Below are 13,134 nucleotides of genomic sequence, written 5' to 3'. Positions count from 1 at the left end.
GATCAGCTCAACGCTTGCAGCACCTTGGCGGTGATGGCTTCTACCGAGCCAACGCCAGGGATGTGGCTGTACTTCGGCTTGCCTTGGGCGGCAGACAGCTTCTGGTAGAAATCCACCAGCGGCTTGGTCTGCGAATGGTAGACCGACAGGCGATGACGTACGGTTTCTTCAGTGTCGTCTTTACGCTGCACCAGGTCTTCGCCGGTGACGTCATCCTTGCCTTCAACCTTTGGCGGATTGTAGACAGTGTGGTACACGCGGCCCGAGGCTTCGTGAACACGGCGACCGGCAATGCGCTGGACGATTTCTTCGTCCTCAACGGCGATTTCAACCACAGCGTCCAGCTCGACGCCGGCCTTCACCAGGGCTTCAGCCTGGGGAATGGTGCGCGGGAAACCGTCGAACAGGAAACCGTTCTTGCAGTCTTCCTGGCTGATGCGTTCCTTGACCAGGTTGATGATCAGGTCATCGGAAACCAGGCCACCGCTGTCCATCACGCTCTTGGCGATCAGGCCCAGCTCGGTGCCGGCCTTGACGGCAGCGCGCAGCATGTCGCCAGTGGAGATTTGTGGAATGCCGAATTTTTCAGTGATGAACTTTGCCTGAGTACCTTTACCGGCCCCGGGAGCTCCCAGCAGAATGACGCGCATCGATGTGCTCCTCAATTTTTTATAGAGATGACGCTCGGATTCGCCGCGAGGGGCCAATCTCGTAGAAATATGGGTCTAGGCCAATCAAACGGCCAAAGGCTGATCAAGATACACAGCGGGCCCTCACCATACAAGCCGCCAAAAGTCGCAGGAACCCTCGTCGGGCATGCGCCATAGGCGGGGTATGCCTGAGTGCAACCCCGCCCTGCAAACGCAGGCCGCCCCTCTCGGGACGGCCTGTGTGGTTCATCTGCAAGCTATTGAGAACACGCAAGAAACTTCAACCGGTGTTGCGCAAACCGGCGGCGATACCGGCCACAGACACCAGCAGCGCCTGTTCCAGAGGGCTGTCCTGCGCCGCTTCCTGTTGGCGTGACCGCGCCAGCAACTCGGCCTGCAGCAGGTGCAAGGGATCCAGGTAGGTGTTGCGCAGGCGGATGAACTCCAGGGTGTCTGGGCTATGGGCCAGCAGTTGCGACTGGCCAGTCAGGCCAAGCACCACGCTGCACGCCTGCGACAATAGGTCGCGTAAGTGCACACCCAACGGCAGCAAGTCTGGCTGCACCAAACGTTCGTCATAGAGCTGAGCGATGTCGGCGTCCGCCTTGGCCAGCACCATTTCCAGCATATCGATGCGGGTGCGGAAGAACGGCCACTGCTCGCGCATCTGCTCCAGCAACTCGCCTTCGCCGCGCTCCAGCGCCTTGCTCAGCGCCGCCTCCCAGCCAAGCCACGCCGGCAGCATCAGGCGCGTCTGGGTCCAGCCGAAGATCCACGGGATTGCACGCAGGCTTTCGATCCCGCCCGCACGCCGCTTGGCGGGGCGACTGCCCAGCGGCAAGCGCCCCAGCTCCTGCTCAGGGGTGGACTGGCGGAAGTACTCGACGAACTGCGGATTTTCCCGCACCACGGCGCGGTAGGCACTGACACCGTCTGCCGCCAATTCATCCATCAAATGGCGCCAGGCCGGCTCCGGAGGGGGCGGTGGCAGCAACGTGGCTTCCAATACTGCCGCGAGATAAAGATTGAGGTTCTGCTCGGCAATGTCTGGCAGGCCGAACTTGAAGCGGATCATCTCGCCCTGCTCGGTGGTGCGGAAACGCCCCGCGACCGAACCCGGTGGCTGCGACAGGATCGCCGCATGGGCCGGGCCGCCGCCACGGCCAACGGTGCCGCCGCGGCCGTGGAACAACAGCAGTTCCACCTGTTGCTCGCGGCAGATATCCACCAGGCGCTCCTGGGCGCGGTACTGCGCCCAGGCCGCTGCGGTGGTGCCAGCGTCCTTGGCCGAATCGGAATAACCGATCATGACTTCCTGCGGGCCTTGCAAGCGCGCGCGGTAACCCGGCAATTGCAGCAACCGCTCCATCACTGGCCCGGCGTTATCCAGGTCGGCCAGGGTTTCGAACAGCGGCACTACGCGCATAGGCCGTTGCACACCCGACTCTTTAAGCAGCAGTTGCACTGCCAATACGTCCGACGCCGCCCCCGCCATGGAGATGACGTACGAGCCCAACGAAGCGGCCGGTGCAGCGGCAATTTCCTTACAGGTGTTCAAGACTTCAGCCGTGTCTGCCGACGGTTTGAAGTAGCCCGGCAACAATGGCCGGCGGTTCGCCAGTTCCTTGGTGAGGAAGTTGATGCGCGCCTCTTCGTCCCAGTCTTCATAGCGGCCCAGGCCCAGGTAATCGGTGATTTCGGTCATGGCCGCACAATGGCGGCTGGAGTCCTGGCGCACATCCAGGCGCACCAGGAACAGGCCGAAGGTCACCGCACGGCGCAGGCAATCGAGTAACGGGCCATCGGCAATCACGCCCATGCCGCACTCGTGCAGCGATTGGTAGACCAGCTCCAGCGGGTCCAATAGATCACGGTTGTTTTGCAGCACGTCAGCCGGCGCCACGGTGTTGGAGGTCAACGCGGTGTGAGCCCATTGGCGCGTGGCGCGCAGACGTTCGCGCAACTGCTTGAGCAGCGCGCGGTAAGGCTCGACGCTGTCGCCGACCTTGGCCTGCAGGGCCGGACTGGCCTGGCGCATGGACAACTCCGAGGCCAGGTGATCGACATCACGCAGGTACAAATCGGCAGCCATCCAGCGCGCCAGCAACAACACTTCACGGGTGACGGGCGCGGTGACATTCGGGTTGCCATCACGGTCGCCACCCATCCACGAGGCAAAGCGAATCGGCGCCGCCTCCAGAGGCAAACGCAGGCCGGTCGCGGCGTGCAGCGCCTGGTCGGCCTTGCGCAGGTAGTTGGGGATGGCGTGCCACAGCGAATGCTCGATCACCGCAAAGCCCCATTTGGCCTCGTCCACCGGGGTGGGCCGAATGCGGCGGATTTCCTCGGTGTGCCAGGCCTCGGCGATCAGCCGCTGCAAGCGTTCGCGGATCTGCGTGCGCTCGGCCGTGGTGAGGTCGCGATGGTCTTGCAGCGCCAGTTGTGCGGCGATCGCATCGTACTTCTGGATCAAGGTACGGCGGGCAACTTCGGTGGGGTGGGCGGTGAGCACCAGTTCGATGTCCAGCCGCGCCAACTGGCGGGCCAGGGATTCGTTGCTGTGACCTTCGCTTTGCAAGCGCGCCAGCAACTCGGGCAACACACGGGATTCGAACGGCGCCGGTTGCGACTCATCGCGTCGATGGATCAGTTGGTACTGCTCGGCGATATTGGCCAGGTTAAGGAACTGGTTGAACGCCCGGGCCACGGGCAGCAGCTCGTCTTCCTGCAACTGGTTGAGGCTGGCACTCAGCTCATCACCAGCGCCATGCCGGTCGGCCTTGGCGCCTTTGCGAATCTGCTCGATCTTGTCGAGAAACTCATCGCCGTACTGCTCTCGAATGGTGTTGCCCAACAGCTCACCCAGCAGGTGAACATCCTCACGCAAGCGTGCATCGATATCACTCATCAGCCAATCTCCAGCCAGAAATCCGGGACGCGCAGGGTTTCCAGAGTGCCGCCAGCATCCATTTATGACAAGACTTTAAACCTTGTGGGTTGCAGCTAGTCTCAACATTAAGTCGCCTGTGTTTATCCACGCGGGCGGCGGGTCACTCATCACCGCCTGCTACCGCGGGCTTTACTGAGGTTGCCATGAAAATTCGAGAATTGGCCCAACAGTGGGAAGAGAACGCCAAGGGTCGCCTGACCAAGACTGAATACGCGATCCATTTGGACGTGGAATCCGCCGCGCGGCTGGCGGCGATTGCCGAAATGTACCCCAAGCGCCGCACCGAAGAGTTGCTCGGCGAGCTGATCGGCGCCGCCCTGGAAGAGCTGGAAGCGAGCTTTCCCTACATCAAGGGGCAACAGGTGATTGCCACCGATGAAGAGGGCGACCCGCTGTACGAAGACGTCGGCCCTACCCCGCGCTTCCTGACATTGTCGCGGCGCTATCTGCATGATTTGTCAGCCAGTGCTGACGAGAAGAAGCACTGATAAACATCCGCTGAACCCCACCCAACCCGCGTATTCCGGGCCTCGCAGAGGCTCGGCGTACCGCCGCGCCGCCTGAAAGTTCCAACTTTTATACGCTGACCAAACAGTCAGATATTTTTTTAGGCAAATCGCCATCTTCTCTGAACTATTCAAAAAAGCCTCCGGTCACACCGAGTAAGCCATCACTTGGAACAGCCGTTTGAAAGGCGCCACGCGCATCACTGCCGGGCCCTCGGCCGCTGACCACCTGAGATGGATGTTGAAGTTTTTCAGGAGTTATCCAATGGAGTTGAAGACGATGAAGACCAGCACTGCCAAATCCTCGTTTAACCACCTGCGCGGGCTCAAATTGGCCGCGCTGGCAATCGGCACCAGCTTCGTTCTGGCGGGCTGCGCCGGTAACCCGCCGACTGAGCAATACGCGGTGACTCAATCGGCGGTCAACAGCGCTGTCAGCGCCGGCGGTACCGAGTACGCCGCCGTGGAAATGAAGTCGGCCCAGGACAAGCTCAAACAAGCCGAAATCGCCATGCACGACAAGAACTATGACGAAGCCCGTCGCCTGGCCGAACAAGCTGAGTGGGACGCTCGCGTAGCAGAACGCAAGTCCCAGGCCGCCAAGGCTGAACAGGCTGTGAAGGACTCCCAGAAAGCTGTTCAGGAGCTGCGTCAGGAAGGCATGCGCCCGGCTGTTATCCAACAGCAATAAGCCGCCGCCCCTGATTGCATTGCACCCGATATCGAATTGAAAGGACGACACGACTATGCGTAAACAATTGATGATCCCTGCCCTGCTGGCGATGAGCGTTGCCCTGGCGGCCTGCTCCACCCCGCCGAACGCGAACCTGGAAAACGCACGGACTAACTTCTCGTCCCTGCAGACCAACCCGCAGGCCACCAAGCTCGCGGCCCTGGAAACCAAGGACGCCAGCGAATGGCTGGACAAGGCTGACAAAGCCTACCGCGACAAGGAAGATCAGAAGAAGGTCGACCAACTGGCCTACCTGACCAACCAGCGCGTTGAAGTCGCCAAGGACACCATCGTGCTGCGCGAATCCGAAGCCAAGCTGAAAAACGCCGGCGACGAACGTGCCCGCGCGCTGCTGCAAGCTCGCGACGCGCAGATCAAGCAACTGCAAGACAGCTTGAATGCCAAGCAAACCGATCGCGGTACGCTGGTGACCTTTGGTGACGTGCTGTTTGCCACCAACAAGTCTGACCTCAAGTCCAGCGGCCTGGTGAACATCACCAAGCTGGCGCAGTTCCTGCGCGACAACCCGGACCGTAAAGTGATCGTCGAAGGCTACACCGACAGCACCGGTTCCGACTCGTACAACCAGAGCCTGTCGGAGCGCCGTGCAGCCTCTGTGCAACGTGCACTGGCGCAACAGGGCGTGGATATCTCGCGCATCGTGACCCAGGGTTATGGCAAGGAATACCCGGTTGCCGACAACGGCAGCGTGTCGGGCCGTGCCATGAACCGTCGTGTGGAAGTGACCATTTCCAACGACAACCAGCCGGTCAAGCCACGGTCTTCCGTCGCTAACTGAGTGGTTCAAGCGGCATGAAAAAACCCACCGTATGGTGGGTTTTTTTTGGCTAGCCAAAGGTGATTGGACTGTCGTTATCGTCTGGCAGCTTGATGGCCTTCACGCCATAAGCATTATCCGACAGCCTCTCCAGTAGCTGGCTGAGTGCATTCGCTTGCGCGTCCTGGCGCTCCAGCGCCTCTTGCCCCCTGGCCATGTCCAGCATGTTGCGTATCGCACCAATGGTTATCGCCACCGTCCCTGCCCCGTTCTGCCTAAGTTACGGGGGAATCTGTGGCGTCTGAGGGAATACGGTTCCAAATATTTCGAGGATGCGGCTTTATTGCTCTAATTGCGGTGTTTCCTGGCCCATGCAACGCACGGCCTGCTTCTTGTTATTCACCAGCACACCGCTCAAGCCTTTTTGCTCGGTGTCGAACATCACCAGCACACCATCAACGCACTGCGCCACCTGTGCGGCCGGGGTCAGGGAGATCTTGTAGTCCTCACCGGGGATTGTCTTGAGCATGGTGAAGTCACTGAGCAGCAACGCGTCTTCCGGCTTGGCGAAGTGCAGGTAACCGTAGTACCACAGGCAACCGACGGTACCGATGATGGTGCCGATGCCAGTGAGGATCAGCGGGATCATGTTGCGTTCTTCGCTCATTGCGGGCTCTCTGATGAATCAACTTTGGGAATGGGGTAGTTCGGAATCTCGCCCAGGCGGCGCAGGCCGTTGAAGTGCTGCGGGTCATCCAGGTAACGCAGCATCACGGTTTGCCAGGTCTTGTCGGCAAAGGTCTGCACATGCCCCCCACGGGTCAATTGCAGGACCCTGGGCGGCGGCGCAGCCTGGTACAGGCGAATGCCGTTGGACAGTGGCACGATCGTGTCGTCCAGGCTGTGGAACAGCAACTTCGGCACACCGGTCAGTTGCGGCATGGCATTGATCGCGCTGTCGGCGTCCGGCACCAGCCAGGACAAGGGCACCTGGAAGGGCCATGTTAACCACGAGGTGCTGAGGGCGAATTGTCCTACGTCACGATAACTGGCGGGCACGCCGTCCAGAACCAAAGCTTTGAGCTGCGCCTGGCGTTCGGGATGGGCCGCCAAATAATGCACCGCCAGTGCGCCGCCCAGGCTCTGGCCGAGGATGACCAATGGCTGGCCCTGGGTTTCAGGCGCCTTGTCGAGCCAGTTGAAGGCCGCATCAATGTCCTGGTAGATCGCTGGCAATGAGGGTTTGCCTTCAGACAGGCCATACCCGCGATAGTCCAGCAGCAACACCTGATAACCCTGCTCCGGCAACCACCAACTGCCCCCCAGGTGCCAGGCCAGGTTGCCGCCGTTGCCGTGCAGGTGCAGCACGGTGCCCTTGAGCGGAACGCCGGGTTTGGCCGGTAGCCACCAGGCATGCAGCTTCACGCCATCGGCGGTGACCACGGTGACGTCACGGTAGGCCAGGTGGGCTTTTTCCGGCGTGAACGGCAGGCCGGGTTCGGGGTAGAACAGCAGGGAGCTGCAGCCGTTCAAAGTGAGTAGCAGGCATAGAATGCCGAGGATTCTCATCCGTTGAAGCCTCGTAATTGAAAGCACAGAAGATCATCTGTAGGAGCCGGCTTGCCGGCGATAGCGGTGTATCAGTCACCAGTGCTTTAGCTGAAAGACCGCTTTCGCAGGCAAGCCAGCTCCCACATTTTTGAACCGGTTTCGTCAGTCAGAACCAGCAAAACTCACATTTTTGTTTCGGTTTCGTCAGCCGCGACCACTACCCCTGTAGGAGCCGGCTTGCCGGCGATGGCGTTTTTTCAGCTGAAACACTGGTGGCTGATACGCCGCTCTCGCCGGCAAGCCGGCTCCTACAGGGTCATGGGGTGCCGTTAGAGGATATTGGAGTAGTCCGCCTCGATCCGGTCCAGGCTCAGGTGGTTGAGGAAGTTGGAGAAACACATCCAGGCCGCCAACGCATTCATGTCGCGGAATTGTTCCGGCAGGTACTTAGGCGGCACCACCAGGCCTTCATCCACCAATTGGCGCAGGGTACGCATGTCTTCCAAAGTGGTCTTGCCGCAGAACAGCAGCGGCACTTGTTCCAGCTTGCCTTTGCGCACAGCCAGCTGGATGTAGTTGTAGACCATGATAAAGCCCTTGAGGTAGGACAAATCCTTGGTAAACGGCAGACCGGTCGGCACCGAACCACGGAACACGCGACTGGCGTTGCCGTAGCTTTCAGCCATTTCAAAGCCTTGCTCGCGGAAGAATTCGAACACCTGCAGGAAGTCGGCGCCCTCCTCCACCATATGGATGGCGCGGGTGCGGTTGGTGAGTTTGCGCAGACGACTCGGGTAGGAGGCGAACGTGATGATCTCCATCAGGATTGCCAGGCCTTCCTGGGTCACGGTGGAGGACGGCGGGCCCTTGGACAGGAAGGTGCAGATCGGCTGGTTCTGGCCATTGAGGGTGGTACCGACATGCACCAGGCCTTCATGCACTTCCAGCGCACGCACATCGCGCTCATTGAACATCGCATCGGCGCGGATCTTGATGTAGTCGGCCCCCGCCGCCGCGTCGGCGACGATACCGTCAGACTCGAACACGCGAATGGTCTCTTCAGCCTCGCCAAACACCTTGTTCAGGCGGGTTTGCAGCAAGCTGACCGCGTCCTTGGCGGTGAGGGTCTTGGCCTCATCCTTCAAGTCGCCGCGGCCGTCGATGTTGTTGAGGTAGTCAGAGAGCATCAGGCCCAGGTCGGCCAGGGTCGGGTCACCGGCGTGGAACGCATCGGACGCGGCACCATAAAGCTCTTGGGAAATCAGGCCGAAATCCTCGGTGCCACGCGCTTCGAGCATGCGCACCACCATGCGGTATTCGCGGCACATGCGGCGCATGATCTGCCCCACCGGGCTGAACTGACCGAGGCGGCGGGTGATGTCGCGCTCGATGTTCTGGAACTCCAGCTTCACTGCGCTGGAATCGAACGACAGCGGCCGGTTCAGGTAGTAATCGCGGTCTACGGCAGGCAGTGCCTTGCCCTTGGCCTTGAGGAATCCCTGGCGAATGTTCTCGTCCCACTTCACGGCGTCGAGGACGCGAATCGGTGTTTGCGCCAGCACAATGCGATCAGACAAGGTGCGTATCGTCTGCTGGTAATCGTCCACCCGGTACTTCCTCTTTAAACGTTATTTGCCCGTGCGCTGGTAGCGCACGGCTTCAACGAACACATCGGCATTGGCCGGGTCATCCAGGTAGGCAAACACCTGGTCCATGGGGCTGTCGACCACGACACCGGCGCCTTCGACGGTGTCCACGGTAGAGCCGTGCAAGGCCTTTTGGCCGACGGCCTGGTGGATCTGCTCCAGATCCAGGTTGTAGACCACCAATTCATGTTTTTCGTCGAATTCGAAACCGGCCAGGATGTAATGCCCGCCGAGTTTTGCCGGCAACGGTGCCGACAAATACCAGCGGCTGCCGTGGCGCGACACGGTAAACAGGTACTCATCGCGCTGGCCCGGTTTGCCTGTAGGGTAGCTCACGGCTTTGTAACGGTGGTCCCCGGCGCGGGTGATCTGCAGGTTGAGCGGTTCGCCCCAGGCGTTTTTGCTGGCCCACTGGCCGATCAGCCCGGGCGGCGCGGCTTCGTGGGCCGGCAGCGGGTCCTTGAAGGTCACCAGGCAACCGCTCAGTAGCAGGAACGATAAGGTGATTACCGCGACGCGCCAGGTTTTCATCGACGACTCCAAATAGAGAACCCGTGTAGGAGCCGGCTTGCCGGCGATAGCGGCGTGTCAGCCAGCAATGTGGCAAGAGACAGATTGCAATCGCTGGCAAGCCAGCTCCCACAGGTGTCAGACCGAGGCCAACACCAAATGCATATAACGCTTGAGGATCTCAAGCATCTCTTCACCGGTCAGAGGCTCTGCGCCGCCCAGCAGGCCCTGATATTCCATCCGACTGATTATCGCCGTCAACACTTTGGCATCCTGTTGCGGCTCTCGGGAGCCCAATACCTGGAAAAACTGCCCGGTGCCCTGCAGCAGGATTTGCTGGTGGGAGCGCACCAACTCCGCCAGACGCGGGTTCAGCAGGGCTTCCTGGCGAAAAGCCAGCTCGGCCATCAGGTGTTCGCGGCGGTTGGTGAGTTGGCGCATCACGTAGTCGGCGGTCAGGCGCGCAATGTCATCGGCCAGTTGCGAGCGTGATTGCGGGCTGCCATCACCGTAGGCGACCATCTCGCGCAGTAGCCCTTCGTTGCGCACCCACAGCTTGCCCATGAAGGCGGCACTGCGTTCGACGTACTGGGCGAAAGTATCAGTGAGCAGATCATCGATGTCTTTGAAGTAATAGGTGGTGGCCGACAGCGGCACCCCCGCCTCCGCCGCCACCGCCCGGTGGCGCACCGCACGCACACCTTCACGGACCACGATGCGCATGGCCGCGTCGAGAATGTCTTGCCTGCGTTGCTCGCTGCCCCGGCGACTGGCCTTGCGGCCCTGGTACTGGACACTTTCAGCCACGGCAGCCGCAATGCCGGCGGCGCCTTCTTGAGCCATTACGCGGTTCACGACACACATCCTTGAATAGATCAAAACCTGGCGCTGTTCGCTTGACGCTTAATAACGCCACATAAAAAAGCCGCCTTATAAAAGGCGGCTTCGGATTTCGCTACGGTTACGCTTGTGGCCGCATGTGCGGGAACAAGATCACGTCGCGGATCGACGGCGAGTTGGTCAACAGCATCACCAGGCGGTCGATGCCGATACCCTCACCGGCCGTTGGCGGCATGCCGTATTCCAGGGCACGCACGAAGTCGGCGTCGTAGTGCATGGCTTCGTCGTCGCCGGCGTCCTTGTCGGCCACCTGGGCCATGAAGCGCTCGGCCTGGTCTTCCGCGTCGTTCAACTCGGAGTAGGCGTTGGCGATTTCGCGGCCGCCGATGAACAGCTCGAAACGGTCGGTGACGTTCGGGTTGTCGTCGTTGCGACGGGCCAGTGGCGACACTTCGAACGGGTACTGGGTAATGAAGTGCGGCTGTTCCAGCTTGTGCTCCACCAGTTCTTCGAAAATCATCACTTGCAGCTTGCCCAGGCCTTCGAAGCCCAGCACCTTGGCGCCGGCTTTCTTGGCAATGGCGCGAGCCTTGTCGATGTCGTTCAGGTCGTCGGCGGTCAGCTCAGGGTTGTACTTGAGAATCGAGTCGAACACCGACAGGCGCACGAACGGTTCGCCAAAGTGGAACACCTTGTCGCCGTACGGAACGTCGGTGCTGCCCAGGACCAGCTGTGCCAGTTCGCGGAACAGTTCTTCGGTCAGGTCCATGTTGTCTTCGTAGTCGGCGTAGGCCTGGTAGAACTCCAACATGGTGAATTCAGGATTGTGACGAGTGGAAACGCCTTCGTTACGGAAGTTGCGGTTGATCTCGAACACTTTTTCGAAGCCGCCAACCACCAGACGCTTCAGATACAGCTCTGGCGCGATACGCAGGAACATTTCCATGTCCAGCGCGTTGTGGTGGGTCTCGAACGGCTTGGCTGCGGCACCACCGGGGATGGTTTGCAGCATCGGGGTTTCCACTTCCAGGAAGTCACGCTTCATCAGGAAGCTGCGGATGTGGGCAATCACTTGCGAACGTACGCGGAAGGTCTGGCGTACTTCTTCGTTGACGATCAGGTCAACGTAGCGCTGGCGATAGCGCTGCTCGGTGTCGGTCAGGCCGTGGTGCTTGTCCGGCAGTGGGCGCAGGGACTTGGTCAGCAGGCGCACGCTGGTCATTTCAACGTACAGGTCGCCCTTGCCGGAACGGGCCAGGGTGCCTTCAGCTGCGATGATGTCGCCCATGTCCCAGGTTTTCACCGAGGCCAGGGTTTCTTCGGACAGGGTCTTGCGGTTGACGTAGACCTGGATGCGACCGGTCATGTCCTGGATCACCATGAACGAGCCACGGTTGAGCATGATGCGACCTGCCACCTTGACCGGGATCGCAGCCTCTGCCAGCTCTTCCTTGGTCTTGTCCGCGTACTGTTTCTGCAAGGCATCGCAGTAGTTTTCGCGGCGGAAGTCGTTGGGGAAGGCATTGCCCTTGGCGCGCTCGGCAGCAAGCTTTTCCTTGCGCAGGGCGATCAGGGAGTTTTCTTCCTGTTGCAGGGCTTGCGGGTCGAGTTGTTGGTCGCTCATGTCTTTAGATTTTCCATCAGGTTCGTTGCCCCCGGCCTGCGGCCGGGGATCGCCGGCAAGCCGGCTCCTACAGGGGGTGTTACAGGCCTGATTTCAGGCTGGCTTCCAGGTATTCGTCGATGTCGCCGTCGAGCACCTTGTCGCAGTCGCTGCGTTCGATGTTAGTGCGCAGATCCTTGATCCGCGACGCATCAAGCACATAGGAGCGGATCTGGTGACCCCAGCCGATGTCCGACTTGGTGTCTTCCAGCGCTTGCGACGCGGCGTTGCGTTTCTGCATTTCCTGCTCGTACAACTTGGCCCGCAGCATTTTCATGGCGGTGTCCTTGTTGGCGTGCTGGGAACGTTCGTTCTGGCAGCTGACCACGGTGTTGGTCGGTACGTGGGTGATACGTACGGCCGAGTCGGTGGTGTTTACGTGCTGGCCACCGGCACCGGAGGAACGGTAGGTGTCGATCCGCAGGTCAGCCGGGTTGATCTCGATTTCCACCTTGTCGTCGATCTCTGGCGAGACGAACACGGCGGAGAACGACGTGTGGCGACGGTTGCCGGAGTCGAACGGGCTCTTGCGCACCAGACGGTGTACGCCGATCTCGGTCCGCAGCCAGCCAAAGGCGTATTCGCCCTTGATGTGCACGGTCGCGCCCTTGATACCGGCGACTTCACCGGCCGACAGTTCCATGATGGTCGCGTCGAAACCGCGTTTGTCCGCCCAGCGCAGGTACATGCGCAGCAGGATGTTGGCCCAGTCCTGGGCCTCGGTGCCACCGGAGCCGGCCTGGATGTCCAGGTAGGCGTTGTTCGGGTCCATTTCATGGCTGAACATGCGGCGGAATTCAAGCTTGGCGAGGTTTTCCTCGAGACGGGCCAGCTCGGCGACGACATCGCCCACTGCGCCTTCGTCGTTTTCTTCGACGGCCATGTCCAGCAGGTCACGGCAATCGGCCAGACCGGTGTTCAGTTCGTCGAGGGTATCGACGATCTGCGCCAGCGCAGCGCGCTCGCGGCCCAGCTCTTGGGCGTATTCGGGTTTGTTCCAGACAGCAGGATCTTCAAGCTCGCGATTGACTTCGGTCAGACGCTCATGCTTTTGATCGTAGTCAAAGATACCCCCGAATAGTTTCGGAGCGCTCGGACAGGTCCTTGATGGTGTTAAGGATCGGGTTGATTTCCATGGCGGGCAGCACTCGTTGGCGAACTTTTGAAAGCCGGCGAGTATAACGGGAAATGGGGGGGAGCGGCAGTCCGCTGGGCGAAAAGGGTTGGGGTTGGTGGTGGGCATATCCGTTATTTGGGTGATGGCGGAGTATGGTTTCGCCCTTACGGCGACTCACTTTGGAAAAGCC

The 13,134-nt window shown here is 60.5% G+C and carries 14 protein-coding genes; 3 read left to right on the top strand and 11 right to left on the bottom strand.

What is annotated here, in order from left to right; translation table 11 throughout:
• Positions 1-2: 2 nt before the first annotated feature.
• Together adk and ppc are read right to left on the bottom strand one after the other, a co-directional pair.
• Entirely contained in the window at positions 3-650 is a 648-nt protein-coding gene (gene adk, locus HX792_RS29600) for an adenylate kinase (protein ID WP_010212617.1), read from the bottom strand.
• A 280-nt stretch (positions 651-930) separates the two neighbouring features.
• Positions 931-3,558 carry a phosphoenolpyruvate carboxylase gene (ppc, locus tag HX792_RS29595; protein WP_176999374.1) on the bottom strand — a complete coding sequence of 876 codons (2,628 nt, stop codon included), beginning with the start codon at positions 3,556-3,558 and terminating at the stop codon, positions 931-933.
• 185 nt (positions 3,559-3,743) lie between these two features.
• On the opposite strand from ppc, the gene HX792_RS29590 reads away from it, so the two are divergent.
• The 3 genes from HX792_RS29590 (at position 3,744) to HX792_RS29580 (ending at position 5,638) form a co-directional block, all read left to right on the top strand.
• Positions 3,744-4,088, top strand: coding sequence for a pilin assembly protein (locus HX792_RS29590; protein ID WP_176999373.1), 345 nt, complete (start codon positions 3,744-3,746; stop codon positions 4,086-4,088).
• 298 nt (positions 4,089-4,386) lie between these two features.
• The gene (locus tag HX792_RS29585) at positions 4,387-4,797 is read left to right on the top strand and encodes a DUF4398 domain-containing protein (RefSeq protein ID WP_176999372.1); all 411 of its coding nucleotides are present in this window, start codon (positions 4,387-4,389) and stop codon (positions 4,795-4,797) included.
• A 55-nt stretch (positions 4,798-4,852) separates the two neighbouring features.
• Entirely contained in the window at positions 4,853-5,638 is a 786-nt protein-coding gene (locus HX792_RS29580; RefSeq protein ID WP_176999371.1) for an OmpA family protein, read from the top strand.
• A gap of 49 nt (positions 5,639-5,687) precedes the next feature.
• On the opposite strand, the gene HX792_RS29575 is transcribed toward HX792_RS29580, so the two are convergent.
• The 9 genes from HX792_RS29575 to HX792_RS30250 form a co-directional block, all read right to left on the bottom strand.
• Positions 5,688-5,873, bottom strand: a complete 186-nt coding sequence (locus tag HX792_RS29575) for a hypothetical protein (RefSeq protein WP_176999370.1) — start codon at positions 5,871-5,873, stop codon at positions 5,688-5,690.
• Between the two features lie 84 nt (positions 5,874-5,957).
• Positions 5,958-6,284 (bottom strand): hypothetical protein, encoded by a 327-nt coding sequence (locus tag HX792_RS29570; protein WP_176999369.1) that lies wholly within the window; start codon positions 6,282-6,284, stop codon positions 5,958-5,960.
• Positions 6,281-7,186 (bottom strand): alpha/beta hydrolase, encoded by a 906-nt coding sequence (locus HX792_RS29565; RefSeq protein WP_176999368.1) that lies wholly within the window; start codon positions 7,184-7,186, stop codon positions 6,281-6,283. Before HX792_RS29565 ends, HX792_RS29570 begins: the two co-directional genes overlap by 4 nt.
• Positions 7,187-7,497: 311 nt before the next feature.
• Complete coding sequence (locus tag HX792_RS29560; protein ID WP_176999367.1) at positions 7,498-8,775, bottom strand: flavohemoglobin expression-modulating QEGLA motif protein; 1,278 nt, start codon at positions 8,773-8,775, stop codon at positions 7,498-7,500.
• 21 nt (positions 8,776-8,796) lie between these two features.
• Positions 8,797-9,345 (bottom strand): hypothetical protein, encoded by a 549-nt coding sequence (locus HX792_RS29555; RefSeq protein ID WP_176999366.1) that lies wholly within the window; start codon positions 9,343-9,345, stop codon positions 8,797-8,799.
• A 117-nt stretch (positions 9,346-9,462) separates the two neighbouring features.
• Positions 9,463-10,179 carry a TetR/AcrR family transcriptional regulator gene (locus HX792_RS29550; RefSeq protein ID WP_176999365.1) on the bottom strand — a complete coding sequence of 239 codons (717 nt, stop codon included), beginning with the start codon at positions 10,177-10,179 and terminating at the stop codon, positions 9,463-9,465.
• A 106-nt stretch (positions 10,180-10,285) separates the two neighbouring features.
• Positions 10,286-11,788 carry a lysine--tRNA ligase gene (gene lysS / locus HX792_RS29545; RefSeq protein WP_008431110.1) on the bottom strand — a complete coding sequence of 501 codons (1,503 nt, stop codon included), beginning with the start codon at positions 11,786-11,788 and terminating at the stop codon, positions 10,286-10,288.
• Between the two features lie 79 nt (positions 11,789-11,867).
• A protein-coding gene (gene prfB, locus HX792_RS29540; protein WP_095943132.1) for a peptide chain release factor 2 occupies positions 11,868-12,963 on the bottom strand; the annotation gives its coding sequence in 2 pieces (ribosomal slippage) (positions 11,868-12,890 and positions 12,892-12,963; 1,095 coding nt in all).
• Positions 12,889-13,134, bottom strand: a 246-nt coding sequence (locus HX792_RS30250; RefSeq protein ID WP_218172846.1) for a hypothetical protein, incomplete at its 5' end; no start/stop codon positions are given. The genes HX792_RS30250 and prfB, both read right to left, overlap by 75 nt.

The sequence above is a fragment of the Pseudomonas sp. B6002 genome (genome assembly GCF_013385985.1).
GTDB lineage: Bacteria > Pseudomonadota > Gammaproteobacteria > Pseudomonadales > Pseudomonadaceae > Aquipseudomonas.
Note: the sequence above shows the minus strand (reverse complement) of the source record. Positions and strands in the feature narration are given on the sequence as shown.

Coding starts and splice junctions, on each gene's coding strand:
- lysS (WP_008431110.1), bottom strand. CDS start 11,788: ATGAGCGACCAACAACTCGACCCGCAAGCCCTGCAACAGGAAGAAAAC.
- HX792_RS29555 (WP_176999366.1), bottom strand. CDS start 9,345: ATGAAAACCTGGCGCGTCGCGGTAATCACCTTATCGTTCCTGCTACTG.
- HX792_RS29570 (WP_176999369.1), bottom strand. CDS start 6,284: ATGAGCGAAGAACGCAACATGATCCCGCTGATCCTCACTGGCATCGGC.
- adk (WP_010212617.1), bottom strand. CDS start 650: ATGCGCGTCATTCTGCTGGGAGCTCCCGGGGCCGGTAAAGGTACTCAG.
- HX792_RS29585 (WP_176999372.1), top strand. CDS start 4,387: ATGAAGACCAGCACTGCCAAATCCTCGTTTAACCACCTGCGCGGGCTC.
- HX792_RS29565 (WP_176999368.1), bottom strand. CDS start 7,186: ATGAGAATCCTCGGCATTCTATGCCTGCTACTCACTTTGAACGGCTGC.
- ppc (WP_176999374.1), bottom strand. CDS start 3,558: ATGAGTGATATCGATGCACGCTTGCGTGAGGATGTTCACCTGCTGGGT.
- HX792_RS29580 (WP_176999371.1), top strand. CDS start 4,853: ATGCGTAAACAATTGATGATCCCTGCCCTGCTGGCGATGAGCGTTGCC.
- HX792_RS29590 (WP_176999373.1), top strand. CDS start 3,744: ATGAAAATTCGAGAATTGGCCCAACAGTGGGAAGAGAACGCCAAGGGT.